Origin of the sequence: Halothiobacillus diazotrophicus (assembly GCF_001663815.1) — a bacterium.
Classification (GTDB): domain Bacteria; phylum Pseudomonadota; class Gammaproteobacteria; order Halothiobacillales; family Halothiobacillaceae; genus Halothiobacillus; species Halothiobacillus diazotrophicus.
In genome coordinates this window covers 1,704,343-1,731,312 of sequence record NZ_CP016027.1, presented here as the reverse complement: position 1 = coordinate 1,731,312, position 26,970 = coordinate 1,704,343, and the positions used below count along the sequence as shown (strand labels likewise).

The window sequence follows — 26,970 nt, the reverse complement described above, 5'->3', positions numbered from 1 at the left end:
TGGGGGATGCGGTTCTGTCCAGGCGACAGTAGGTTTTGGGTGGATAAAAAAACCGTATCCCGGACTCGGACGGCGGCTAGGAAACGACAACAAAACGACGACAAACGAAAAGAGGTTCATCATGAAACGGAGCACCCAATTCCTATGCGTTGCATTCCTGGCGACGCTGCTCGCCGCATGTGGCGGCTCAGGCGGCGGAAGTACGACGGCAACCAACCCGACGCCGAACGTCAGTCAATCCACCACGGTCAGTGGCACAGCCGCCGCGGGCGCCGCGCTTAGCGGGGTTGTCGAGGTCAAGGGGGCCAATGGCAAGTCCGTCACGGCGCCGATCGATGCCAACGGGCATTTTTCGGTCGACACGACGGGGCTGACCGCACCGATGATCCTGCAGGCGCGCGGTGTGGCGGGCGGTCACGCCTATGTCCTCTCTTCGGTGGCGACTCAGGGCGACCTGGGCGGTACGGTCAATATCACGCCGCTGACGGATCTCGTCGTCAGTAATGTCGTGGGGGACGATAGCGCGGCGTTTTTTGCCTCGCCCGATTTTTCCCGGCTCGTCGCCGATGCGATCAAATCTGCCGTGACCCAGCTGATCGGTCGCCTGGGTCCGCTGTTGACGGCATCCGGCCTGCCGAGCGACGTGGATGTGCTGCATGCGCCATTCACGGCCGATCACTCGGGCATGGACTCCCTGCTCGACCTGATCGAGGTCAAGGTGGATGCGAGCGCGAATACGGCCACCATCAGCTACCGGTTGGGCGGCACCGTGACCCCCATCACCGACGACTTCAGCAATCCGGCCGATAATACCGTCCTGGATGTTCCGTCCGATACGGCTACGTCCATCGATGCCTTGGGCGCGATCGCAACGCGGATCCGGGACTTCAATGCCCTGTTCGCCAACGGCATTCCGACCAGTGCCCAGGTGGGGGCGTACTTCGATGCCGGCTTTCTCATGAACGGTACCGACAAGGCGGCCATCATCACCTATTTCACCAGTGCGGACCCGACCATCAAGGCGGATGCCGATAAGTCGCGTCAGGCGCTCGAGGCGTTCACGCTGGTCAGTCTGGATACGGCGGCATCTCCGCAGACCGCCACGATTCGCTTCGGCGCCAACACCATGAACCTGTCCAATGACGGCACGGGCTGGATGCTTCTCGGCAACGGGGCGAACTGGGATACGCACGTCAATGGCGAAAGCCAGCTGTATCAATCCACCGGCACCGTCTATTCGGAGCTGAATCTCAACGTCCATGACAATGGCAACAAGTTTCAGGCCGGCGATTACTTCATCGTGACCGGGCCCGGCTTGCCGGCGAAGGGCGTGGTGTTGGTACAGTACGATTTCAACAGCTTCGCCAACAAGGCGTCGAATGACTACATGATCTACGGCTATCCGGTCACGGATGCCGTGGCGAAAACCATCGCCGATGGTTCCGCGTATACCTTCACGCGCTATCACGATGTCAATGGCGACACGAACATCTATGCCACGAGCAACCCGCGAGTCACCGTCAGCGACGCAGCGACGCTCGCCGGTACGGCGGACGACCTGATGGTGGACAACGCAACCGGCACGCTGATCAAGCGCCCGTTGCTGTCCACCGAAACGGCCTATTTCCCCGTGGTGACGGCCCCGACCCAGACGGACCTCGGCAATTTCGTCTACGGCACGCTGGACGTGTCCTGGACCTTGCCGGACGGCGCGACCAACGATGACGTGACCTTCGATCGCAATCTGGCTGACGGTTCCTACGATCGGGCGGTGGATGTCAGCGTCGCCAGCGATGCGCGATCCGTCACGTTGAATGTCCCGACGGCCAACAGCGCCGCCACGAAGCAGTCCGTGCTCGTCTTCGCGACGGATATGTTCGGACGGACAGTCGCCGGTGTGCAGGATGTGATCCCCGGCGGCTCGGGCGGCACGCCGACCCCGACGCCGAGCGGCAACAGTAGTGTCCTGGGTGCCTGGCGCAGCGTGAATGGTGCCAACTTCCAGTATCTGATCCTGTTCACGGATGGCACGTTCGCGTATGCCGAGAACGACACCAGCGTGACGGAACCGCAGAACGGCCTGGAAGTCGGCACCTACACCTACGATGCGACCACCGGTGGCGTGACCCTGAATGTCACCTACGACGACAACACCACGACCTCGGGGGCATCGTCGGGGGCCGGCAGCATCGGCACGCCGTCCCATGACACGCTTCAGGTGAACAACGGCGTCATGACCGTGACCCTGTCGAACGGTTCATCGTTCACTCTCTCCGCCGTGGACTTCAGTACAGCAAATGCCTATCAGGGGATCTGGCGGCTGGACGGTGCGCAAGGCGCCGGTTCGTTCGAGTATCTGGCCATCTTCCCGGACGGAACGCTTCTGTACGCGGAGAACGATCCGAGATATACCGCGCCGGATAACGGCCTGGAGGTCGGCACGTACACGCTCGATACCGCGACCGGCAGCTTGGCCGTCAACCTGAGCTACGACGATAACGGCGATGCGAACAATTCATCGGGTATCGGGTCGATCGGTACGACGTCCCAATTCACCCTCGGCCTGTCGAACAGCAACAATACGCTGGCGGTGAGCAGTGGCGGTACGGTGCTTCTGACGTTCACGCGGGCTTTCTAAGGGGCACGCGTCGTCAGGCGCCAGCGGGATGGACGATCGGGAGGTCGTCCATCCCTTTTTATTGCGCGTGTTTCATTGCGTGCGCTGTCTTGAGCAAGCGAAAGTTCGGGCGGGTTAGCGGTTGAGGCTCAGCGTGGCGGGCCCGCCGAGCACCAACCGGACGAGTTCGGATTGACGGCTGATGCCCGTTTTGCCGAAGGTGGCCTTGAGTTGGGCGCGGAGGGTGTGCTTGCTCAGCTGGTACCGGTCCGAAATTTCGTCCAGGGTCCTGCCCAGGGCCAGTTCCCGGGCGAGGCGGGCTTCTGCCTTGGTGAGTCCGTAGAGGATGCTCAGGATTTCCGGTGAAACATGTTGCTCCTGCAGAGGGTCACTGATGAAGACGACGGCGGTCGCCTGCTCGTTGTCCCGTCCGAACACGGATTGCCCGGCATTCAGGGGGGCGACCATGATCGAAAGCGGTAACGTGGATCGCGCGCGTTCGACGGAAAGGGCGCCGCCGCTGTAGCTCTTGCCATTTTCGTGCCCCGTTGCCTGCTGGATGAGGTGGCGAAGCACCTGTGTCGTTTGGGGGGCGCCGGTCGAAATCCCCTCGGCGCGAATGAGAATGCCGCCATCCTTACGACTCATGTCTTCGGCCTGGCGATTCACGACCACGGGCTTTCCATCGCTATCCACAAGCACCACGCCGAAGGGGATATGGTCAAACGCGTGTTGACTGGCCATTTGCTGGGCCTTGATCTGCTGGATGTGGCGGCTGATTTGAAAGGCTCGATGCAAATGGGGCATCAAGCGCGACATCAGTTGCTTGTCTTCCGGGCCGAACGTGGGCTCTCCCAAGGGGCGGTGCACGCCGATGCGGGCGTTGCAGCTCGGGGTTTTCATGAAGTAGCCGCCGAGCAGGTCATTGATGCCCCACCGTCGGCCGAAATCCTGGAAGTACTCGGAGTTTTGGTAGTCCCTGTCTTGGATGAATTCGGATCGGGCGATGACCGTCCCTTGGTCGGCGTCTTCCAGAATGGGAATGGAGATATCCGTCTGGTAGTAGTAGTCGAGATACTGCTGGGTGAACGTATCATCGTAGCCGTGTGACGCGCTGAAACTGGGATAGTGGGAATGGGCGTCCAGAAGCCGGAGTGAGGCGCCATGACCCCGAAAGGCCTCCGTGAGGCGTTCGAGAAATGCGCGCCACAGCGCGGGATCGTTGGCGGCGTCGTAGATGGCGCACACGAGCGTGTCGTAGGTGTCCAGATCGACCGTATCCTTGCCCACATCAGTCACCCTTCCGTTGATCCATGAGCGGCTCCAGGATCGTGCCCATGTGCTTGAACGGCGAGTAATGTCCCTCGCTTTCCAGGAACCGGGCATGACAGCAGGGCAGGATTTCGGCCAGATAATGCCCCATGGCGGGTCCCGCATTTTGATCCAGGGTACCGTGCCAGAGGTGGACGGGCTGCTGGACCCGGCGGAGGTCGAAACCCCAGGGCGAGGCGATCAGATGCAGGTCCCAGGCCGTGGCTTGGGCGTCCTGGCACAGGGCTTCGGTGAAATCGGTCAGGAGTCGATCACGGAGCACCGGGTCGGCAAAGGCGGCACGATCCGGTTCCGGTGCGCCCGAGGCCAGTACCTGCAGTACCCCTTCGGGTGCAGCCGCAAGGGGCGCAAAGTGTTGCGCCAGGGCATCCGGCGCCTTGGCGGCCAGCGCGTACATGTCGCGAAGTGCGGGGGGAACGGCATCGTGCATGCCGGGGGTATCCAGGGGCGCCACGCAACCGAGCAGCCCTACCGCAGTGACGCGTTCCGGCAGTTGGTGGGCGCAGGCCAGGGCAAAACTGCCGCCACCGGAAAAACCGAATACGTGAAACTGCGCCAGATTCAGGCTGTCCGCCAATTGGGCGACGTCGTCCGGCCAGTCCAGGATTCGACGGTGCGCAAGCGGGTCCGAAAGACCATAGCCCGGTCGATCGGGCACAATCAGGCGGACGCCTTGCGCCGTCAGACTGGCTTCGTCGAACAGAAGCTCCTTGCGCGAGCCCGGTATGCCATGGAAGTAGAACAGCGGTCTGCCTGTCGTATCCCCATATTCGGCATAGCCCAAGCGCCGTCCATCCCGAAGCGGGAATAGTTGGTTAGCACGATCTTTCATGACTGCTTGTAATGGTTTTATGGCTGGGCGCACACGACCGGGCGGTACGGTCGAGGCGATACGGCTCCGTTTTTTATTGTTGCCCAGTGTCGGTAGTGGGGTCAATTATCACGACGACTATCGGCTTCGAGCCGTTCGTGGGGCCCAGTCAGGGCCCCTATCCCGGGCGGCGGCGTGTGGATGATCCGGGGAAGGACTACTCGATGAGCCAGAAGTGGGAAAGCGGGGGGAGTTCCAGGGTGTCTCCGGCCACTTCGAGCAGCGATCCCGTGCACAGGTCTTTCATGTTTTCCTGGAGGAAATAGCCGTGCGCCCGCAAGTTGTCGATGGAGAGGCGCTGTGGGGCATCGTTGAGATTGCAGATGACGAGCACGTGGTCGTTGAAGTTGTAGGGGTCACTGCGCGTGAAGATCAGCAGGTTCGGGTTGTCCACCGAGAGTAGCTGGCGGTTGTCGAAGTCCGCAAAGGCCTTGACCTCCTTGCGCAGCGCGATCATCCGTTGCAGGGCACTGAAGATGCGCTGCTCCACCGTACCCTGTTCATGACGGCGACTGGCCTTGTTCCAGTCGAAATGGGATCGGTTCATCCATCGGTTGTCGTCGGCCTTGGCCGGATCGGCCAGATAGGCGAGGCTGTTCAGCGTACCGATGGCGTCGCCGTAGTACAGCAGCGGGATGCCGCCGAAGGACAGGATCACGCTGTGCAGCAGCACGATGGTCTTGATGGCATTGGTGATCGCCGCCTCGTTGCGGCTTTCGAGCGCGCTTTCGAGGCCAACGAGGGAGGCCAGCGAGCCGGAGATGCGCGAGTCGCCGGTCTTCGGGTTTTCGCCGAAGGGCAGTCCGCGCGCGGGTGAATAGGGAAATCGCCCCGTGAAGTAATCGATCAGGAAGCGTCGGTGCGGGGCCGGATCGTAGCCGGAGGCGATGATGTCGCTGTCGCCGAAACCGAGACCGATGTCGTCGTGGCAGCGGACGTAGTTGAGCCAGGTCGCACGCTCGAGCTTGTGCGGCAGACTCTTGATGCCCTGATTGAGCAGGACGGCGTTTTTTGTTGCCACCGCATCCCAGAGCAGGGCCATCAGGGTGGCGTTGTAGGCGATCTCGCATTCCTTGGCGTTGATCGCATCCTCGCCGAAATACTTGGCGATCTCGCCCGGCGCGACGATGGCCTCGGCGATAAAGAGCACGCCGGGCGCCGTGACCTGGCAGCAGTCCTTCATCAGTTGCAGCAGCAGATGCGCCTCCCGCTCGTTCTGGCAGACGCTGCCGATCTTTTTCCAGAGGAAGGCGACGGCGTCCAGACGCAGGATGTCGGCGCCCTTGTTCGCCCAGTACAGGATGATGTCGATCATCTCGATCAACACGGCCGGGTTGTGGTAGTTCAGGTCCCACTGGTAGGTGTTGAACACCGTCATCACCCATTTGCCCATTTCCTCGTCCCAGGTGAAGTTGCCGGGCGCGGTTTCCGGGAAGATCTCCGGCATGGTCTGTTCGTAGATGTCGGGGATTTCCCGGTCGTCGAACACGAAGTAGTAGTCCTGGTACTTCTTGTCGCCGGCGCGTGCCAGTTGCGCCCATTCGTGTTCGTCCGAGGTGTGGTTGACGACGACGTCGAGCACCAGCAGCATGTCGCGGCGCCGCAGGGCCGAGGCCAGGGAAGTCACGTCGCGCAGGGTGCCGAAGTGGGGGTCGATGCGTCGGAAATCGCGAACCGCATAGCCGCCGTCGCTCCGGTCCGGCGGGCAGTCGAGCATGGGCATCACGTGCAGCAGGTTGATGCCCAGCTCCTGCAGATAGGGGAGATGGGTGCGCAGGCCTTTCAGATCGCCTGCAAAGCGATCGCAGTACAGCGCCATGCCGACCCATTCCTGATTCAGGAACCAGTTGTAGTCGCGTTCACGGGCCAGATCGGATTTGCGCAGGGTGGGCGAGCGTTCGATATACCGCAGGACGAGGGTCTCGACCAGCCGTTTCATCTGTTTCTTGAAATCCGGACGCTCGCCGTAGAGCCGGTGAAACAGGGAGTAGATCGCATAGAAATTCGCGCCCAGCCGCGTGTAGAAGTGACGGAGGTGCGCGTTGCCGATCTCGGGTTTCAGTTCAAGCAGGATTTCGTTCAGCAAGGCATGGGAGGCTTGTTCGTACATACGTCCTCTCTGGTTAAACGTGCTGCGGTGCCTGATGCCCAGCGACGGCGTGCAGGAGCGACCCGTGGGCGGAACGTCTTATTATTCTTGTCCTTCCTTGGGCTCCTGTCCATGCACTTTGTTCCGGGCGAAAAAAACGGGGCCCCGGGGTAAACCCGGGGCCCCGCCTCGAGGCCGGTGGCCGGATCGTTCATCCGGGGCATGGCACCCCGTGATGGCTCGGTCAGGCGGCGTTGGCCAGCGTCGCCAGCAGGTCTTCCAGTCCGGAGGCCTTCGGCTTGATCAGCCAGAACTTCGGCAGGAACAGGTCGAACTGCTCCAGGATCGCCGCAGCGCGGGCGCTGCCGGTCTTCTCCACGTGCGCCTTCAGGATGCCGCGGAGGTGCTGGCGATGCGGTTCGAGTTCCGAGGCCTGCATCCGGTGGATGTCGATCAGCTCGTGGTTGTAGCGGTCGACGAAGTCGTTGGTCTCGTCCAGCACATACGCGAAGCCGCCCGTCATCCCGGCCCCGAAGTTGATGCCGGTGGCACCCAGGATCGTCACGATGCCGCCCGTCATGTATTCGCAGCCATGATCGCCACAGCCCTCGATGACGGCGCAGGCGCCGGAGTTGCGGACGGCGAACCGCTCCCCGGCCTGTCCGGCGGCGAACAGCTTGCCGCCGGTTGCGCCATACAGGCAGGTGTTGCCGATGATCGGGGTGTCATGGGTATCGAAGGCGCTGCCCTTGGGCGGGTAGATCACCAGTTCGCCGCCGGCCATGCCCTTGCCGACGTAATCGTTGGCATCGCCTTCCAGGGTCATGTGCAGACCACCCGCGTTCCAGACACCGAAGCTCTGGCCGGCGATACCGGTGAATTTGAGGTGGATCGGGGCATCGACCATGCCGAGGTTGCCGTAGCGTTTGGCGATTTCGCCGGAGATGCGCGCGCCCATGGAGCGGTTGGTGTTGCGCAGCACGTAGCTGAACTCGCCGCCTTGCTTGGCTTCGATGGCGGGCAGGATGTCCGCGACGATCCGTTCGGCGAGTTCACCCTGATCGTGGGGTGTGTTATGCGGCGCCACGCAGCAGGTCGCTGCGTCGGAAATCAAGCCCCCGTCGGAGACCAGTGCGTCGAGATCCAGGTTGGCCTGCTTCTCGCTCTGGGCAGCACGGCGCTTGAGCAGATCGGTGCGGCTGATCAGGTCGTCGATGGAGCGGACACCGAGTTGTGCCAGCAATTCACGAACTTCCATCGCGATGAAGCGGAAGTAGTTCATGACCTTCTCGACATTGCCCTTAAAGTGCTCCAGACGCAGCACCTTGTTCTGAGTGGCGACGCCGGTGGCGCAGTTGTTCAGGTGGCAGATACGCAGGTACTTGCAGCCCAACGCGATCATGGGGCCGGTGCCGAAACCGAAGCTTTCCGCACCCAGGATGGCCGCCTTGACGACGTCGAGACCGGTTTTGAGGCCGCCGTCCGTCTGCAGGCGCACCTTGTCGCGCAGATCGTTGGCACGCAGAGTCTGGTGGGCTTCGGCCAGGCCGAGTTCCCAGGGCGAACCTGCGTACTTGACGGAGGTCAGCGGGCTGGCGCCGGTGCCGCCGTCGTAGCCGGAAATGGTGATCAGGTCGGCGTAGGCCTTGGCGACCCCCGCGGCGATGGTGCCAACACCGGGTTCGGATACGAGTTTCACCGAAACCAGCGCCGAGGGGTTGACCTGCTTCAGGTCGAAGATCAGCTGGGCCAAATCCTCAATCGAGTAGATGTCGTGGTGCGGCGGCGGGGAAATCAGGGCGACACCGGGACGGGCATAACGCAAGCGGCCGATGGTTTCGTCGACCTTGTGGCCCGGCAGCTGACCGCCTTCGCCTGGCTTCGCACCCTGGGCGACCTTGATCTGCAGCACCTCGGCATTGACGAGGTAGTGCGGGGTCACGCCGAACCGGCCCGAGGCGATCTGCTTGATCTTGCTCATCTTGGCCGTGCCGTAGCGCGCCGGGTCTTCGCCACCCTCACCGGAGTTGGAGCGGGCGCCCAGACGATTCATGGCCTCGGCCAGGGTTTCATGCGCCTCGGGCGACAGGGCGCCCAGGCTCATGCCGGCCGAGTCGAACCGGCGGATGATGGATTCGAGGGATTCGACCTGATCCAGCGGGATCGGCGCGGCGTCGTGGCTCAGCTCGAACATATCGCGCAGTGAGGCGATCGGACGATGGTTGACGTGCGCCGAGTACTGTTTCCACAGGTCGAAATCGCCGGTGGCCACGGCCTGTTGCAGCGTATTGACCACGTCCGGGTTGTAGGCGTGATATTCGCCGCCGTCGATGTACTTGAGCAGGCCGCCCTGGCGCGGCAGCTTGAAGCGGGTGAAGGCTTCCTTGTGCAGGACCTTCTGGTCGGCTTCCAGATCCACGAAGCGCGCGCCCTGCAGGCGGCTGGTCGTGTCCTTGAAGCATAGGTTCACGACCTCGTCGGACAGGCCGATGATCTCGAAGAGTTGTGCGCCGCGATAGCTGGCGATGGTCGAGATCCCCATCTTGGAGAGGATCTTCTTGAGACCCTTGCCGATGCCCTTGACGTAGTTGCTGGCGAGCTTTTCGCTGGTGCCGGCACTGATCTGGTTCGCCTCGCGCATGGCGTGGATGGTTTCGAAGGCGAGATAGGGGTAGACGGCCGTGGCGCCGTAGCCGATCAGCACGGCGCTGTGGTGCGGATCGCGGGCCGTGGCGGTTTCGACGACGAGGTTGGCGTCGGTGCGCAGGCCTTCGCGAATCAGGCGATGGTGGATGGCGCCGGTGGCCAGGAGTGCGTGGATCGGCAGGGTGTCCTGCGCGATACCGCGATCGGAGAGCACCAGCACGACCTTCCCGCTGCGCACCAGAGCCACGGCTTCGTCGCAAACGCGTTCGATGGCCGTGTGCAGCCCCTCGTGCAGGGGATAGCTCAGCGAGATTCGACCATGAGCGAAATCCGGATCCTTCTGGGCCAGCAGCGCATTGAACTTCGCTTCGCTCAGAATCGGCGTTTCCAGCTGGAGACGGTGCGCGTGCTCGGGCGTTTCCGCGAAGATGTTGCGTTCGCGGCCAATCAGGGTTTCCAGCGACATGACGATGGCTTCGCGCAACGGGTCGATCGGCGGGTTGGTCACCTGCGCGAACTGCTGGCGGAAATAGTCGTAGAGCGAGCGCTGGGTCTGGGACAGTACCGCCATCGGCGCGTCGTCGCCCATCGAGCCGATGGCTTCCTGGCCGTCTTCCGCCAGGACGCGCAATACCTGATCCCGCTCCTCGAAGGTGAGCAGGAATTCCTTTTCGTACTGACGCAGCGTCTCGCCATCGAAGGGCTGGCTGGTGAGTTTGCCCTCGTCCAGCGCGCTGACGAGGCGCAGGGAGTGGGCCTTCAGCCAGGCGCGGTAAGGCTGGCGCTGCTTCATCAGGTCATCGACCATGTTCGGCTTGAGCAGCTCGCCCTTGGCCGTGTCCACCGCGACGATCTGGCCGGGGCGGACGCGGCCCTTTTGTACCACGTCGGCCGGGTCGTAATCCCAGACGCCGATTTCGGAGGCCAGGGTGATGTGCCCGTCCTTGGTGATCACCCAGCGCGCCGGGCGCAGGCCGTTGCGGTCCATGGCGCAGGCGACGGTACGGCCGTCGGTCATGACGATACCGGCCGGGCCATCCCAGGGTTCGAGGTGCATCGAGTTGTATTCGTAGAAGGCACGCAGATCGGCATCCATATGCTCGATGTTCTGCCAGGCCGGCGGCACGATGATCCGCATGGCGCGCAGCATGTCCACGCCCCCGGCCAGCAGCGCCTCGAGCATGTTGTCCATGGAGGATGAGTCGGAGCCGGTGGTGTTCACGAGCGGCGTGACGAGGCTCATGTCCGGAATCAACGGGCTGGCGAACTTGGCTGAACGGGCCAGGGCCCAGTTGCGGTTGCCGCGAATCGTGTTGATCTCGCCGTTGTGGGCGAGATAGCGGAAGGGCTGCGCCAGGCGCCATTCCGGAAAGGTATTGGTGGAGAAACGCTGGTGGAACACGCACTGGGACGAGGCCAGGGTTTCATCCTGCAGGTCGAGATAGAAGCCGGCCAGATCGTCGGGCATCATCAGGCCCTTGTAGGAAATGACCTGGGCGGACATCGACGGCATGTAGAACACCGGGTCGTCGACCAGCTGCTTCTCGGCGATGCGCCGGGCAATGTACAGCTTGGTGTCGAACTCGCGATCCGTGAGACCCGCCGGGGCGTTGACGAACACATGGAGAATGTCCGGGCGTTGGGCGGCCGAAATCTCGCCGAGGACGTCCGGATTGGTGGGCACGGCCCGCCAGCCGGCAACCATGAGGCCCTGGCTGACGAGGGCGTCGGTCAGGGTGCTTTTCACGTGGTCGGCCGCTGCGGCGTCCAGCGCGACGAAGGCCACACCCACGGCATATTGGTCGTTCAGCGTGAACCCGAGACGGGCCGCTTCGGCCCGGAAGAAGGCGTCCGGCTTCTTGAGCAGAATGCCGCAACCATCACCGGATTTGCCATCGGCCGAGATGCCGCCGCGATGGGTCATGCGTGCCAGGGCCTCGATCGCCGTCGACACCAGTTTGTGACTGGGTTGATCATTCATGTGGGCGATCAGGCCGAAACCACAGTTGTCCTTTTCGAAACTGGGGTGGTACAGGCCGGCGGTAGGAGCGCGATTCATCGGGGGCGTAACCTCTTCTCGTTTTCTCTTGGAACACTTGCAATCGGATGCGCGCTGAATCATTCAGCGCCAGTCAGGACGTGATTCGTGGCAGAACCGGATCATCATGATCCCCGTCGCGCACGTACCGGGAAAATCGCAACTGTCTCGCGAATATAGCATCGAAGCCCGTCATCAACGGACAAAATGGGATGGGATTTTAACGGCAGGGGGGCGGGCTGGCAAATATTCGGCGGATATCGCAGGCTGGCGCCTTCGGACGCCGCTCCGCGTGCACGCAGATGGTGCGTCCGGAGCGGGTTTCGATGGCGCCGACAGATCGGCCGGTGCGGGGTTGCGGCTACTTGGGCGGCATGAATCCGAACTGGTGGTAAAGCGTCTGGGCCTGTGGACTGAGCAGGAAGCTCATGAACGCCTTGGCGGCTTCGGGGTGCGGGGCATCCTTCATTTGTCCGGCGGTGTAACTGACCTCCTGGTTGTCCGCCTCCGGGATCGGCACGATGTCGGTGGCATGGTGCGCGATCTTGTCGTGGAAGTAGGCTTCGGTATACCAGACGACACCGGCATCGCACTGGTGCGACATGATCCGGATGGGCGTTTCGCGATGGTGGACGTGGGTCAGGAAGGTGGTGCCGTCCGCCACCTTCTTCGTGTAGACCTCATCGACCAGGGGCTCGCCGCCGGTTTTCTTCAGCGCCGGGATGATCGAACTCTTGGCGATACCCTCCCATGCGGGGTTCGGCATGCAGAGCTTGATTGACGGATTGGCCAGGCTCTTGAGTCCGGTGATGTGTTCCGGATTGTCTTTCTGCGTCATGATGGCCAGCCGGTTCCGGGCATAGACTTCGGTGCCGGTGAACCAGTGATCGTCGTTCTGAAGTCGCATGATGCTCCCGTGTCCGGCAGTCAGTACATCCGGCTTGAGGGTGATGTGCATGTTGCCCAGCAGGATGCCGTTACCGCGCTTGATCGCGGTGATGAGACGGCCCGGCGGCAGGGTGAAGGCCACCACGCGGGGATATTGCGGATAGGCCTTGCTGAAAGCCGCCATCAGGCGGTTGACCAGCATGTACTGGTTGCCCGCGAAGAACACCACCAGTTGCGGGTCGTTGATGTCGCCGTGGATATCCGGGACGTTTTCCATGCCGGGTACGGTGACCTCGGTGCCCGGGTACAACGGGGCGCTCCATGGGGGCTGGACCGCCAGCAGGCTCTTGGGATAGCTGTTCATGTACTTGCCGGCGGGTTCCGGCGTGCTGGCAGAAGCGGCCTGGACGGAAAGCACGGTGCCGAGCATCAGGCCGGCAATCATGCCGAGTCTGAGTGCATTGCGCGATGCATGGCGATGGATCATGGGGGACTCCCTGCCAGGATGATTGCCTGGCTAAAAATAAAAAGGCGCAGCTAATATATAGCCGCGCCTTTGCTCGGTTTGCGCCTTCGGCAGGATCAAATTTGCCTATGGCGTCATGCCGTTTTGTTACGCGCGCCCTGCGCTTCCCTGCGTCTTAGAACGCGGCGGTCACCTGCAGCGAGAGCAGGCCCTTTACGTCCTTGAGCTGGTTGTTGACCGCCGTGGTGACTGCGCTGTCCTTGCGGAAGGCGTAGTTCAACGTGAAGCGGGTCTTTTTGTTGAAGTGATAATTTACGCCGGTCGTCCAGGTGCTGAACTTCGCTTCCGGCATCGGGCCGCTCATGACACCGATGTTCCGTTTGTAGGTGTCGTAACGCAGGTCCAGTTCCCATTTGCTGTTCGGAATGTACCAGCCGCCCTCGATGTAGCCACCGGCCGCTTTGTTGTCGTTGAAGATCGTTGCGGCGGTGGTGGTGCCGTTACCCGGGTTTTGCGCGCCCTGAAAGATCATCCCGCGGCCCCACATGTATTCGGCAGTCGCGCGGAACGGCATCTTCATATAGGTGACGCCGGCGCCATAGCGCTTGCGGTCCTGTTCCTGGCTGGTGTTCCACACGTCGGTGCGCTTGCCGTTCTGGTACCAGGTGAACATTTTCACGCTGGGCTGGAAGGCGCCCTTTGCGTTCTTGTCGAACAGGTAGGCAGACGACCAGTACAGATACAGATCCTTGCTGCTGTTGTTGTCGCTCATCTGCACGCCGTGACCGTTGCCGAGCATGATGGCATAGGTGTGTTCCCAGTTGCCCATGTCGAATGCGTCGAAGACCTGTACGCCGACGTCCCGGAAGGCGCCCCCCGGTTGTGAGAAGGCATTCATGTTGGCGTTGGGTGTCGGCTGGGGCGCGATATTGACCTCGCCTTTCGTGGGGAAACGCTCCAGCAGCATCTGGTTGGTGACGTCCGTGTAATTGATGTACGGGAACAGGTTGATGCCCTGCAGGCCTTCTTCGGCCCCCGGGTACTTGAACAGACCGAGGCGGATCCGGGCGCCCTTGATGTAGTTCAGCGTGACGCTGGCATCGGTCAGCACGGGCTTGTAGCTGCCATAGGCGCCCCCGTCGGTCAGGACGTTGTCGCCGAATTCGGTCAGCAGGAAGTAGTTGATCTTGCTGTCCAGGGGGAAGCCGGTGCCGCGTACCCCGATTCGGGCGCGCTGAATGCCAAAGGAAGATTGCGAGTCGAGACTCGGGCCGATCAGTTTCGACGGGTTGTACTTGCCGGCATAGGGGCTGCTGAAATCCTTGGAGTAGGTGGGTTGGATAAAGCCCCAGACATCAGCGCGGGGTGCCGTTCCGGCCGGTTCGGTGCCCTGCAACATGATCCAGTTGGCGGCGTGGGCGCTGGGCATGGCAGCGGCCATGCCGGCGCAGAGCGCGGACAGTGCCAGGAATTTTTGAAACTTCTTGTTTTGGAAATGCGTGTGCATGAGTGGTTCCTTTAGGGTGCTTGAATCAAGGCGACGTGTGCGAACGTGGCGACTTGGGGGTTAGGGGCGGGCAACGAAAAAACCGGCCTTGTTCAGCTCGACCATGCGTACGATGCCGGCCGGAACGATGCGCGCGACCGGGTTCAGTTCCGGGGCGTGGCCCAACTGTTTGGCCATGGCGGCGATCGTGTTGTCGCAGGCGCTGAATCGAACCCCTTGTTCGGCCAAGTCGGCGATGCGCTGACTATTGACGTTGTCCTTGAAAAAGAGCCGCAGCCCAGGGCCGAAGGCGACGATTTCCAGGTCGACCTTGTCGGGGCCATAGAACTTGAGCAGGTTGTTGGCAACGTTCAGGACGAGGGTCTGTTTTTCCTCGCTCCCGTCGCTGATCTGCAGCGCGACGCGGGTTTGGGCAAACGGTTTTTCCTGAAGAACCTGGGCGACCGGTTCCGCGTTTTCATTGGCGTGAACCTGGCCGGTGGCGGCAAGTGATGCGGCCAAAAGCAGTGCAATTGGTGTAATCCGCGAGAGATGGATCATTGTTAACTCCTGGTGGTGCGTGACGTCGTTGTAATCCCCCGTTTACTGCGGGTTCACGCACCATGACGAAGCCGTGAAATCGTTTATTCCAGTGTTTATTTTTATCCCATAACCGGTTTTTATGATTCGTTAATGGCATGTAAATAAGTGCCGATTTCGTGCGTTCTCGGCATTAAAGTGCGACGACTTGTGAGGGTGTCCGGGCGAGGGTATCGGGTCGCGTGAATTGGCCCGGGGCAATAAAAAAGGCGCCCCTGAAAACTCAGGTGCGCCAGTGGGTGAATAGGTGACGCCTTTACCGGAATCCTCGGTCGGCTAGGGCGTCGGGGTCATCCGTGAAAATCGGTCCGTGATTTAGGTCCCTGTAATCGGCGGGTTCCGGATCAGAAAACTGCCGTGACCTGCAGTGCCAGCAGGCCTTTTACGTCCTTCAACTGGTTGTTGACGGGGGTGAAGACGGAACTGTACTTGCGAATGGAATAATCGAGGGTGAACCGGGTTTTCTTGTTGAAGTGGTAGTTCACGCCCGCGGTCCAGGTATTGAACTTCGCTTCGGGTGTCGGGCCTTTCATGATGCCCTTGTTGCGCTTGTAGGTGTCGTAGCGCAGATCTAGTTCGAACTTGGTGTTGGGGATGAAGTAACCGCCCTCGATATAGCCACCGGCCGCCTTGTTGTTGTTGAACATGCGCTGCGGGTTTTGTTGTCCCTGGAAGATCATGCCCTGACCCCACATGTATTCGGCGGACACGCGGAACGGTTTCTTCAGGTAGGAGACACCCACGCCGTAACGCTTGCGATCCTGTTCCTTGGTATTGTCGTAGGCATCCGTGCGCTTGCCTTTCTGATACCAGGTGAACATTTTCAAACTGGGGCGGAAGGGGCCTTTGGCGCTCTTGTCGAACAGATAGGCGGAGGACCAGTACAGATACAGATCCTTACTGCTGTTGTTGTCGCTCATCTGCACGCCGTGACCGTTGCCGAGCATGACGGCGTAGGTGTGCTCCCAGTTGCCGACGTCAAAGGCGTCGAATACCTGAGCGCCGACATCGCGGAATGCGCCCACGGGTGCGGAGAAGGCATTCATATCCGCATTCGGAACGGTCTGGGGGGCGATGTTGGTTTCGCCGTTGGTCGGGAAACGCTCCAGCAGCATCTGGTTGGTGACGCTGGTATAGCCGATGTAGGGAAAGGCCGCAATGCCCTGCAGGCCTTCCTCGGCGCCCGGGTATTTGAACAGACCGAGGCGGACGCGGGCACCCTTGATGTAGTTCAGGGTGATGCTGGCGTCGGTGAGGTAAGGCTTGTAGCTGCCGTATTTGCCGCCGTTGGTGATGGCGTTGTTGCCGAACTCGGTCAGCAGGAAGTAGTTGATGTGGCTGTCCAGCGGGAAGCCGGTGCCGCGGACCCCAATCCGGGCACGCAGGATGTTGAACGAAGACTGGGAGTCCAGGCTCGGGCCGATCAGTTTCGGTGGAACGTACTTGCCGGCGAAGGCGTCACTGAAGTCCTTGGAGTACATCGGTTGGATAAAACCCCAGACCTTGGCGCGCGGTGCATTGTCTGCGGGTTCGGTGCCTTGCAGCATCAGCCAGTTGGCGGCGTGGGCGCTGGGCATGGCAGCGGCCATGCCGGCACAGAGCGCGGTGAGCGCCAGATAGCGTTGGAATTTCTTCGAGGTGTTGTGCAATTGCATGGATGATGGTTCCTTCTGTTTATTATCGTGTCAGTCGGTGATGCCTTACGGGCGGGCCACGAAATAGCCGGCCTTGTTCAGCTCGACCATGCGTACGATGCCTGCGGGGACGATGCGCGCGTTGGGGTTCAGTTCGGGGACATGATCCAGTTTCTTGGTCATGGCCTTGATGGTGTTCTCACAGGCGCTGAAGCGCACGCCTTGCGCGGCCAGATCGGCGATGCGCTGACTGTTGGCGTTGCCTTTGAACAGGAGGCGCAGTCCGGGGCCGAACGCGACGACCTCGATGTCCACCTTGTCCGGTCCGTAGAATTTCAGCAGGTTGTTGGCGACGTTGAGGATCAGCGTCTGCTTGTCGGGGCTGCCGTCACTGATCTGCAGGGCCACGCGCGTCTGCGCGAATGGCTTGTCCTGCATGACTTTGGCGACCGGTTCCGCTTTTTCATTGGCCTGGGCCAATCCTGTCGTGGCGAGGGATGCGGCCAATAGCAGAGCGATTGGCGTTATCCGAGACAATTGGATCATTGTTAACTCCTGGTGGTGAGTGACATTTTATTAATCCCCCATTTACGCTGGGTTCACAAAACACGACGAGATCCCGGAAGCCTTTATTCCAACGTTAATATTGATGGGTGTATTAAATTTTTATGACGCCCCGGGGGAATGAAAACGTAAGTCGTTACGTCACAATAGGTATGAACCTAAATACAGATGACACGGGGTGGGAGTCAGTGGGCATATCAACGTTTCTGTTTCGGCGGCTTTCATTCGCCGGGCGCCTGGACGAATTACGGCCCCGGATGTACCGGTTGGCCTTTTCCTGGAGCAAGGATGCCTTCCTTGCCGACGATCTCGTTCAGGAGGCGATGATCCGGGCGCTGCAGAAGCAGGCTCAATTGCGCGATGACGAACTGCTGGATCGCTGGGCCATCCGGATTCTGGCGAATCTCTGGCTGGATCACGTGCGCAGCCGCCCGAAGGAAGAAAATATCGACGACGTCATGGATTCCCTGTGCATGGAGGATAATCAGTCCCCTGACTGTCTTCATTGCCGGGATGAAATGATCGAGTGCGTGCGACGTGCCATCATGAGCCTGCCGGAAATGCAGCGTATCGTGGTGACGCTGGTGGATCTCGAGGAGTTTTCCTACAAGGAAACGGCGACCATTCTGGATCTTCCCGTGGGGACGGTGATGAGCCGCTTGTCCCGTGGTCGACAGGCGCTTCGCGAGTTGCTGATCGAACGCCCACAACCGGAGGTGCGGGAAACCGCCTCGCCCGGGCGTCATTTGAGGAGAGTGATATGAGCTACTCACGCCACTGTCTGAATACGGACCGAATCTCTGATGAGGAAATTCATGCGTTCGTCGACGACGAGTTGACGATCGAGGATCGGCAGCGGGTTCGCTCGGCCGTAAAGCACAATCCCAAGCTGACCCAGATGATCTGTGATATCGATCAGGTTCAGGACTGGGTGCGCGAAGCCTATCAATCCGTTCCACAGCCGCCGAAACGCCTCGCTCGCGTTCGGGCGCTCGCCTTGTTTCCCACGGCAGTGGCGGCAGTCGCCCTGCTCTCCGTTGGCGCCTTGGCCGGCTGGTTCGCGGGGTCCATGGCGCAAACGGATGGCGGCGGTCATCCTGGAATCGTTTCGATGCAGCAGCAGGCCGCCAGTGCCGTTACGGCTTCTTCACTAATGGCGACCGCTCAGCATCGCAACGTGCTGCTTCGTCTGGGGTCGGATTCGCCGGAGAAATTTCGCGAAACCCTCAAGGTGGCCGAACAGGTGCTGAAAAATTCGGCGCATGATCCCGGCTTTCAGTTGGAAGTGCTTACCAACTCGGACGGGCTGAATTTCCTCCGTTCCGGGACGACACCCTACGCGCAGCAGATCGAAGCGCTGATGACGAAATATCCGAATGTACACTTCATGGTGTGCGGCACCAGTCTCGAAAAGCTGCGGGAAAGCGGCAAGAAGCCGAATCTACTCCCCCGGGTAACCGTGACGGATTCGGCCGTGGAGCAGGTGGCGCATCGCATTCGTCAAGGCTGGACCTATCTGTCGATCTGATTAGGGCGCGGTGGATGCGCGGACAATAAAAGGGCGGCACCTTTGGTGTCGCCCTTTTTGTTGGGTATTGCCCCAGTTGCACCGTATCTGGCCGCTCGACGCGCCGCTCCGAAGGTAGTTGCGGTGGTTATTTGGTCAGCACCTGATCGATCGCGTTGAAGGTCCGTGGGTAGGGTTTGACCCGTCGGAGCGGTTCGGGCAGCTTGGCTATAGCCGCGCGCGCTTCGTTCAAGGTAGCGAAATCGCCGACGGTCACGGTGTACAGAACTTGGTTCTTGGGCTTCTGGGTGAAGATGTGCCAGCCCGTGAGGTGGGTGCTGGCTTCATGCTTCCGGATGAAGCCGAGGGCGGCCTGGGTGTCCGTAAAGGCGCCAAGCTGCAGGGCGGCTCGGCTCTTCGGTTGGGCGTGGTACCAGGCATTGTCTGCAGCAGCGACCTTTTCCGGCTTTGTCGATGGCCGTGTCGGGGTGTGCTTGTGCGTCTCGCGGGTGGGTTTCGCGACGGTCGCCTTTTCGACGGCATGTTTGTCCGCCGCGGATTTTTCGGGTGTGGGTTTTTCGGGGGCGGGTTTCGGCTGTCCCGATGCTTCAGCTGGTGTCTCCGCCTTCTGGGTGGTGTCGATGGCGGGCAAATGCGGTGTGACTGTCTCCCCAGCGCTCGTGGCCGGCGGCTGTGGAGCCGGCACGGGCACGAGATGCGGCGCATTGCCGCCCGGGGACGTTGGGGCCGCATCCGCGCCCGCGGTTTTCCCGGCTTCGCCGTCATTGGGTAACGGGTTCCCAGGCTGTGCCAACGGCGTCGCTGCTGCTATCTGCGCGGACGGTTCCTGGCCGGAATGGGCCGCTGGTGTGGCGGTTTCTGCCGATGGGGCGGGTTGCAGCGGGATGCTCTTGTCGGCGTGATCGGTGCTGGCAGTCCGGGTCAACAGAGCGAAGCCGCCGAAGCTCACCACGGCAACGCTGAAGGCGGCAATGATGAGCAGTGTCGGATTGAAGCCGCGCCGGGCCGGCTTGTTCGTGAAGTGCGGCACCTCGCCTTCGCCCTTGAGGTGGGCGATCAACGCTTCTTCCTTGGGGCTTTCCTTGTGCGGAGTCGCTTTCGTCGCCGGGCGCGCCGGTTCGGGCGTTGCTTCCGGCGCCGCGTCGGCGAACGCCGCGTCGAGCAACAGGCATTGATGCATGTCACTCTGCATATCGGCGAGTTCCGGTTCGGCACGCAGGTGTTCGGTCAGATCGATTTCGCCTGTCAGCAGGAACAGCAGATGATTCGGCGCCAGCTCGTGGGCCGCGCGAAGCAGGATCAACAGCTCCGGCCAGGATTCGGTGTCGAGCCAGGCATTGACGTTTTCGATGATCACCAGCATGCGGCCCTGCGCGGTCAGCGCCTCGTGAACGGCGGAGGCCAGTTGCCGGGGGGATTCGATGCCGGGCGACAGTTGCAGGGCTTCGGTGACGAGTGGAATGATCTCGCGGGGGAAATTGCCGGCTTCGGCGGCCATGGCCAGGATTTCGACGCTGTCCGGCAGGCGTTCGGCAACCAGTTCCACGAAATCATGCCGCTCCGGGGGCGAGGCGCTTTCGACCACGATCAGCCGGTCGGCATATTTCACCAGCTGGGCAATGAGGTTGGCTTGTTCGACGGCATGTTCTTGAGCGGTGTTCATGGGCCTATTCGCTATCGGTGAATTGGAGAGGCTCGGGCAATTCGGAGGCCGTGCCCGCGTGGGTCGCGCGCAGGGTCTCCATGATGAGGTTTTCCGGGACTTTGTCGGTGATCAGTGCGGCACCCAGTCCATGCATCAGAACCAGCCGCAAGCGGCCGCTCTGTACCTTCTTGTCGCTGTTCATCAGGTTACGGAGCGTTTCGATCGGCAGTTCGACCGGGCTGCGAATCGGCAGGCCGGCAGCGGCAACGATGGTCTCCACGCGATGAAGATCGCTGGCGGAAATCCACTCCAGTCGATGGGAAAGATTGGCCGCCATGCACATGCCGGCGCCGACGGCTTCGCCGTGCAGCCACTTGCCATAGCCCATGCCGGCTTCGATGGCGTGACCGAAGGTGTGACCGAGGTTCAGCAGGGCGCGAAGACCGCCTTCCCGTTCGTCCTGATTGACGATGTCCGCCTTGATGGCGCAGGAACGGGTGATGGCGTGGCGCAGCGCCGTTTCGTCCCGCGCGCGCAGTTTGGACAGATTGGCCTCGATCCAGTCGAGGAAATCGGTATCCCACAACAGGCCGTATTTGATGATTTCGGCCAGACCCGCCGAGAGCTCGCGCTCCGGCAGGGTGTCGAGGGTGCGGATATCGGCGATCACGCAACGGGGCTGGTAGAACGCGCCGATCATGTTCTTGGCGCGGGGATGATTGACGCCGGTCTTGCCGCCGACCGAGCTGTCGACCTGGGAGAGCAGGGTGGTCGGAATCTGGATGAAGGGCACGCCCCGCTGGTAGCTGGCGGCCGCGAAACCGGTGATGTCTCCGATGACGCCGCCGCCCAGGGCGATCAGCGTGGTCTGGCGGTCGCACTGCTTGTCGACGAGTGCGTCGAAGATCGTGCCCAGCGTATCCAGCGACTTGTATTGCTCCCCATCCGGCAGCACGACGAGTTCGACGTGCTTGAACTGGGCCAGTCCGCTGCGCAGCGTTTCGGCATAGAGCGGGGCGACCGTGGTATTGGAGATGACGACGGCCTGTTCGCCCGGAATGTGGCGGGCCAGCAGATCAGGTTGCTGAAGCAGGTCCGCGCCGATGTAGATCGGGTAACTTCGGTCACCCAGGTCGACGTTCAGTGTGGCGGTATTGGCCAATGGGCGGTCTTCGGACATATTCAGCAACCTTAACGGAAGAAATCAAATCGGCGCGCCGGGACACCGTGCAACAAGGCGCGCAAGACGGAACTATATCAGGAAGCCCGCCACCCGGTGCACGGCCTGTGGTCACCGTTTATCGGGCGGGCGCGGGCATCCAGCCAGCCGAGCCATGGAGCAGTACCAGGCGGGTCTGATAGGGTTGCGTCTCGCCTGCCTTGAAATTGCCGAACCGCAAGGCCAGACCGATCTGGCCCACGGTACCGAGCATGTCCGAACCTGAGGCGGCGTGCTCCAGGGACTGGGCGAGTTGCTGCACGTTCTTCTTGAACAGCAGGGTGGCCTTGACGTCGACGATCCAGTTGGGTGTCTGTTCTGCCGCGTTCAATGCGTCGATGCTCTGGACAACCACGACCTGTCCGGATGGATCGATCTGATCCTGCAGAATCTGTCGGACGGCATCCTTGTCGGGGCCATTGTGAAAGCCGCAGGCTGCCAGCGTCATGATGGCGAGTGCGAGGAAGAGACGGGGCAGGTGGCGCAGAAGAGGCATGTTTCCTGTTCCTGGGGGTGTCGGTTAGGCGTCCGGGTTCGGGTCCTGTCCGCGGATACCGGCCTTCAGGTTGTCCCAGTGGGCCCAGTTCTCGTTGCCGGGGGGCATCTGAACGTGAAATCCGAATGCCTGGATATGTTTGCGGATGGTTGCCGTATCGCTGCGGGCGAGGCGGCGATCGGCGGAGAGATCGAGGGTCATGACGGCCTGCAGGGCGCCAAAGGGCGCAAGGATGGCGGGATCCAGCGTGTCCGGCTGAATATCCGTGGGGACGAACAGATACAAATCGGCTTTCTTGCTGCTTTTGTAAACGGTGCACTGCATGGCGTTCGGGTTTCTAAGATGACTCGTGATCGCTGAAGTGCCGCATTTTAGCGGAAATATCCCCCGGATTGCGTATTGACCATCGGCACCGCCTCGATTTATGCGAGGATGCGTGTTCATGAAGACATCTTGGTTATCCTCCCTGCGCGATATCCTCACTTCGCGCCGCGAACTGGCGGTCCTTTTTCTCGGCTTTTCCTCCGGGCTGCCGCTGCTGCTCAGTTCGGGTACCTTGCAGGCCTGGCTGGCCGTCAGTCAGATCAAAACCGAAACCATCGGATTGTTTGCGCTCGTGGGGCTCCCCTACACACTGAAGTTTCTCTGGGCGCCCCTGATCGACCGGTTCAGTGCGCGCTGGCTGGGACGCCGGCGCAGCTGGATGCTGCTGATGCAGCTCGCGATTGCCGGCGTGCTGTTGCTGATGGCCTTGACGGATCCCGAATCGCAGCTCTGGGGGCTTGCCTTGCTGGCGCTGCTGCTGGCGACTCTGTCCGCGACCCAGGACATTGCCATCGATGCTTGGCGAACCGATACGCTCACGGCCGAAGAGCGGGGGCTGGGCGCCGCAATTTTCGTGCTGGCCTACCGGATCGGCATGATCGTCGCGAACAGTGTGGCCCTGGTTGTCGCCCAGTATTTCGGCTGGCCGGTGACCTATTTCCTGATGGCGCTGCTGATGGGCGTCGGAATCCTTGCGACCCTGCTGGCTCCTGAGCGGGATACGGCGAGTCTGGCGCCGAAGAGTCTGGAGGAGGCGGTGGTGGGGCCCCTGCGTGAGTTCTTCCAGCGCAAGGACGTGTGGGCGCTCTTCGCACTCATCGTTCTTTACAAATTCGGCGATGCGTTCGCCAGTGCGCTTTCGACCACGTTCCTCATCCGTGGGGCGGGCTTTTCGCTGTCGCAGATCGGCGTGATCAACAACGGCCTGGGACTGTCGATCACGATCATCGGCGGACTCCTCGGTGGGGCGTGGATGGTCAAGCTGGGGCTGTATCGGTCGTTGATGTTGTTCGGCATCCTTCAGGCCGTGACCAATCTGGGCTATGCGCTGCTGGCGCTGGCACCGAGCCTGGGGTTGATGGTGCCCGTCATCGCGCTCGAGCATTTCACTGGCGGTCTGGGTACCGCCGCGTTCGTTGCCCTGCTGATGGCAGCTTGCGATGCCCGCTATTCCGCCACCCAGTTTGCGCTGCTGTCCGCACTGGCCAATCTGGGGCGCGTCTATATCGGCCCCTTGGCCGGTCTGACCGCAGCCTCGCTGGGTTGGCCGATCTTCTTCATCATTACGTTCCTCAGCGCGTTGCCGGGACTCTGGCTGTTGCATCGCCTGCGCCCCATGATTGATCGGTTGGATGCCCGGGATTGAGGGTTTTTCAGGTTCGAAATCGTTCGAGGAGATCAGCGAATGTGTGGTTTGACGCATGTGAAAGACGAAAATGCTGATCGGCGCGCCGCGCAGGGGCGTGGAGTGTTAAAGTTTTGATGCGGCAGGCCGATAGCCCCGCTAACAGATCGTGAGGACTGCCGGGGTAACGTGAGCGCAGGATCACGACGAAATGCCAAAACAAGAATAAGGAATCAGTCGGATGAGTAGTTGGATAGCTGGTTTTTCGATCGCCAAAAAGAACATGTTCGGTTATGGCTTGATCCTATTGCTGATGTTTTCGATGGCTGTGCTGACTTACTTCAATATGGGCCGCGTGCAGCAGGTGGCGGATGAGGTGATTTACCAGCGCCAGCCAGCGGCTTTTGCCGCAGACGCCATCCGCGTCCAGATCGAGCGGGCGATGGCCTCGGTGGGGTTGTATCTGCAAAGCAAGAGCGAGCGGGATCGCAAGGCGTTTGACGACGCCATCGCTGGGGTGGACTCGGCACAAGCCGAGCTCAAGAAGCACTCCGGCATGGGATATGCCGAACTGGACGAGCAGCTCAAGCACTTCGTTGCGGATGCGAATGAGGTGATGAAGGTGTCGTCCGACGACAAGCTCAACTTGCCCGCTATGGAATACGCCAACCAGTATGTGAATCCCAAGGCCATCCAGATATCCGGGTTGATGGGGACGTTGCTTAGTGCGGAAGCGGATGCCGAGCCCAGTCCTACGGCCAGCCGGCGCCCGCTGGTTCTGGAGATCGCCCGTGCGCGGGGGGAGTGGGGCGATGTCATGGCCGGTCTGCGTGGGTTCATGGCCTTCCGGAGTCCGGCCTTGGAGCATAATTTCGACCTGTATTCCGCCGAGGTGCTCAAGCGGATACAGGAGATCAACAAACAGTATGCCGGCTTGTTGACCTTCGAGCAGCAAGATGCCGTCGACCAGTTGTTGAAACTGTTGCCCGATTTCATCGATCAGGCGCAAAAGGCCTTCGCGATTCACAAGTCGGATAAATGGCGGATGGATGCCTATCTCGTCCGTACCAAGCTCGATCCGATGTTCAACCAGGTGGAAAAAACCGTCGAGGAGATCGTGCTGGCCGAACGGAGTCAGATCCACGCGCAATCGCAGACCCTCAATGCCACCATTTCGCAGACCATGCTCGGACAGGTGGGACTGGTGCTCCTGGGTATCGTGGTTGTCGGGATTCTGGCCATGCTGTCGATCCTCGGCGTTTCCTCGCCGCTGCGTCGTGTGGCCGAGCGGATGCGGGACATCGCGGAGGGGGAAGGCGATCTCACCAAACGACTCCCCGTGACGGGACGGGATGAAATTGCCGAGGTGAGCCAGGCATTCAACACCTTTGCCGAAACCGCCCACAACCTGGTGACCCAGGTCGTGGAAACCACGCGATCCCTGGCCGATTCGGCCAATCGTCTGACCGCCTCCTCGGAGCGGGGGCAGCAGGGTGCCCGCCGGCAGGCGCAGGATACGGATTCGCTGGTCACGGGGATGAGTCAGACCCTCGAAGCGGCTCAGGAGGTTGCTCAGAGCGCGGAAATGGCGAGTGGTTCGGTGCGCGAGGCCAATGACAAGCTGCACGAAGGGATGGGCAAGGTGGCGACGAGTACCCGTAGTGCCGAGCAATTGGACGCAGCGCTCCTGCGCGCTGAAGAAAAGATTCACCAGCTGTCGGTGCAGAGCCAGACCATCGGCAAGGTGCTGGATGTGATTCGTGGAATTGCGGATCAGACCAACCTCCTGGCGTTGAATGCCGCCATCGAGGCGGCGCGGGCCGGCGAGCAGGGGCGCGGATTTGCGGTGGTGGCGGAAGAGGTCCGCTCGCTTGCCACGCGCACCCAGGAATCCACCCGGGAGATTTCGGGCATCATCAGCCAGTTGCAGCATGGGGCCCATGATGCGGTCGAGGCCATGGGTGAAGGCCGTGGGGTTAGTCACGAAAGCCTCGACGCCATCACCGAGGCCAACGAAATGTTGACCATCATTGCCCAGTCGTTCGATCAATTGAGCGATATGAATGCCCGGATTGCGGCGGCGGCGGAGGAGCAGACGGCCGTCTCCAGCGGCATGAAGCAGAACATCGAGTCCATCAACGTGACTGCGGGCGAAACGGCCAAAGCGGCTGCCCAGACCGCCGAAGCCGGTTCGGACGTCTCTCGTCAGGCGTCCACGCTGGCCGAGCTGGTCCGCCAGTTCAAGATCTGATCGGGATGACGCCACGGATGTGGCGTACGGTTACCCCACAAGGCCCGGGTTTGCCGGGCCTTGTTACGTGACCTGCGGAAACGAGCGGCGGGGCAGATCGGTGCCCGATAGTCCCGATGGTTTATTGGGAGATGTGGCACACTATGCGTCCATGCGGATCGCGCGGCCCCTGGCGTCCGGGTTGACCACCCCGCCTTGACCGGATGCGATCGAGCGACCCTCAACAGAGCCACGAAATTATGAGCGAATCGACGAGCAAGGTATCCACCCTGCGCAAATGGCTGATGGCCGGAATTCTGGTCTGGGCCCCTCTCGCCATCACCTTCTGGGTGATCAATGCCGTGATCGGCTTCATGGATCAGACCATTCTGCTCTTGCCGCCGGACTATCGGCCCGAGCACCTGTTCGGCTTCAATGTGCCCGGCATGGGTGCGGTGCTCGCCGTGTTGGTGGTGTTGCTGACCGGGGCACTGGTCGCGAATTTTCTGGGGCGCAAGCTGGTGGCGATCGGCGAGTCGATACTGAACCGCATCCCCTTGGTCCGCAGCGTCTACTCAGCCGTCAAGCAGGTGATCGAGACCTTCGTTTCTCAGGATTCCCGCTCGTTCCGCAAGGTCGTCCTGGTCGAGTATCCGCGCCGGGATTGCTGGTCCCTCGCCTTTCTTGCCGGTGAGCCCGTCGGCGAGGTGCAGGAAAAAACGGCCCAGCATCTGATTACGGTGTTCGTGCCGACGGCACCCAATCCGACCTCCGGGTTTGTCATCATGGTACCCGAACAGGAGGTGATCGAGCTGGACATGACCGTTGAGGAGGGATTCCGCATGGTGATCTCCCTTGGGGTGGTGGTGCCGCGCGGCAATTCCCGGCCAGCACCTGAACCGTTGCCGCCCGATGCGCTCGAAAAACCCCCCATATCCGGCTAATATGCCGC

At 61.3% G+C, this 26,970-nt stretch carries 19 protein-coding genes; 6 read left to right on the top strand and 13 right to left on the bottom strand.

Annotated elements, in window-relative coordinates:
- The first annotated feature begins 121 nt into the window (after positions 1-121).
- Positions 122-2,638 carry a hypothetical protein gene (locus A9404_RS07615; protein ID WP_066099789.1) on the top strand — a complete coding sequence of 839 codons (2,517 nt, stop codon included), beginning with the start codon at positions 122-124 and terminating at the stop codon, positions 2,636-2,638.
- A 114-nt stretch (positions 2,639-2,752) separates the two neighbouring features.
- Here the strand turns inward: A9404_RS07615 and A9404_RS07610 are convergent, their stop codons facing one another.
- The 9 genes from A9404_RS07610 to A9404_RS07570 form a co-directional block, all read right to left on the bottom strand.
- On the bottom strand, positions 2,753-3,916 hold the full coding sequence (locus A9404_RS07610) for a helix-turn-helix transcriptional regulator (RefSeq protein WP_156521278.1): 1,164 nt from the start codon (positions 3,914-3,916) through the stop codon (positions 2,753-2,755).
- Positions 3,909-4,781 carry an alpha/beta fold hydrolase gene (locus A9404_RS07605; RefSeq protein WP_066099783.1) on the bottom strand — a complete coding sequence of 291 codons (873 nt, stop codon included), beginning with the start codon at positions 4,779-4,781 and terminating at the stop codon, positions 3,909-3,911. The genes A9404_RS07610 and A9404_RS07605 overlap by 8 nt, the downstream gene beginning before the upstream one ends.
- 196 nt (positions 4,782-4,977) lie before the next feature.
- Entirely contained in the window at positions 4,978-6,930 is a 1,953-nt protein-coding gene (locus A9404_RS07600) for an alpha-amylase family glycosyl hydrolase (RefSeq protein ID WP_066099780.1), read from the bottom strand.
- 223 nt (positions 6,931-7,153) lie between these two features.
- A complete protein-coding gene (gene gltB / locus A9404_RS07595; protein ID WP_066099777.1) occupies positions 7,154-11,614 on the bottom strand; it encodes a glutamate synthase large subunit in 4,461 nt (1,486 codons plus the stop codon).
- 340 nt (positions 11,615-11,954) lie between these two features.
- Positions 11,955-12,968, bottom strand: coding sequence for a molybdate ABC transporter substrate-binding protein (locus A9404_RS07590; protein WP_197490301.1), 1,014 nt, complete (start codon positions 12,966-12,968; stop codon positions 11,955-11,957).
- A 154-nt stretch (positions 12,969-13,122) separates the two neighbouring features.
- Positions 13,123-14,454: a porin gene (locus A9404_RS07585; protein WP_066099775.1), complete on the bottom strand. Its 1,332-nt coding sequence runs from the start codon at positions 14,452-14,454 to the stop codon at positions 13,123-13,125.
- A 60-nt stretch (positions 14,455-14,514) separates the two neighbouring features.
- Complete coding sequence (locus A9404_RS07580; RefSeq protein ID WP_066099772.1) at positions 14,515-14,994, bottom strand: DsrE family protein; 480 nt, start codon at positions 14,992-14,994, stop codon at positions 14,515-14,517.
- Between the two features lie 383 nt (positions 14,995-15,377).
- A complete protein-coding gene (locus A9404_RS07575; RefSeq protein WP_066099768.1) occupies positions 15,378-16,688 on the bottom strand; it encodes a porin in 1,311 nt (436 codons plus the stop codon).
- 45 nt (positions 16,689-16,733) lie between these two features.
- Positions 16,734-17,213, bottom strand: a complete 480-nt coding sequence (locus A9404_RS07570; RefSeq protein ID WP_066099765.1) for a DsrE family protein — start codon at positions 17,211-17,213, stop codon at positions 16,734-16,736.
- Between the two features lie 122 nt (positions 17,214-17,335).
- Between A9404_RS07570 and A9404_RS07565 the strand changes: the two genes are divergently transcribed.
- Both A9404_RS07565 and A9404_RS07560 read left to right on the top strand, forming a co-directional pair.
- On the top strand, positions 17,336-17,995 hold the full coding sequence (locus A9404_RS07565; protein WP_407645297.1) for an RNA polymerase sigma factor: 660 nt from the start codon (positions 17,336-17,338) through the stop codon (positions 17,993-17,995).
- A complete protein-coding gene (locus A9404_RS07560; protein ID WP_066099762.1) occupies positions 17,992-18,759 on the top strand; it encodes a DsrE family protein in 768 nt (255 codons plus the stop codon). Before A9404_RS07565 ends, A9404_RS07560 begins: the two co-directional genes overlap by 4 nt.
- 127 nt (positions 18,760-18,886) lie before the next feature.
- On the opposite strand, the gene A9404_RS07555 is transcribed toward A9404_RS07560, so the two are convergent.
- From A9404_RS07555 to A9404_RS07540, 4 genes are all read right to left on the bottom strand, one after another.
- The gene (locus A9404_RS07555; protein ID WP_066099759.1) at positions 18,887-20,422 is read right to left on the bottom strand and encodes an SPOR domain-containing protein; all 1,536 of its coding nucleotides are present in this window, start codon (positions 20,420-20,422) and stop codon (positions 18,887-18,889) included.
- Positions 20,423-20,426: 4 nt separating this feature from the next.
- Positions 20,427-21,584: a 3-dehydroquinate synthase gene (gene aroB / locus A9404_RS07550; RefSeq protein ID WP_066099756.1), complete on the bottom strand. Its 1,158-nt coding sequence runs from the start codon at positions 21,582-21,584 to the stop codon at positions 20,427-20,429.
- 118 nt (positions 21,585-21,702) lie between these two features.
- Positions 21,703-22,119 carry a hypothetical protein gene (locus A9404_RS07545; protein WP_066099753.1) on the bottom strand — a complete coding sequence of 139 codons (417 nt, stop codon included), beginning with the start codon at positions 22,117-22,119 and terminating at the stop codon, positions 21,703-21,705.
- A gap of 24 nt (positions 22,120-22,143) precedes the next feature.
- Entirely contained in the window at positions 22,144-22,443 is a 300-nt protein-coding gene (locus A9404_RS07540; RefSeq protein ID WP_066099750.1) for a YcgL domain-containing protein, read from the bottom strand.
- 118 nt (positions 22,444-22,561) lie between these two features.
- Between A9404_RS07540 and A9404_RS07535 the strand changes: the two genes are divergently transcribed.
- From A9404_RS07535 to A9404_RS07525, 3 genes are all read left to right on the top strand, one after another.
- A complete protein-coding gene (locus tag A9404_RS07535) occupies positions 22,562-23,809 on the top strand; it encodes an AmpG family muropeptide MFS transporter (protein ID WP_066099747.1) in 1,248 nt (415 codons plus the stop codon).
- Between the two features lie 220 nt (positions 23,810-24,029).
- Complete coding sequence (locus A9404_RS07530) at positions 24,030-26,039, top strand: methyl-accepting chemotaxis protein (protein ID WP_066099744.1); 2,010 nt, start codon at positions 24,030-24,032, stop codon at positions 26,037-26,039.
- Between the two features lie 239 nt (positions 26,040-26,278).
- Complete coding sequence (locus A9404_RS07525; RefSeq protein ID WP_066099742.1) at positions 26,279-26,962, top strand: DUF502 domain-containing protein; 684 nt, start codon at positions 26,279-26,281, stop codon at positions 26,960-26,962.
- Positions 26,963-26,970: the final 8 nt, after the last annotated feature.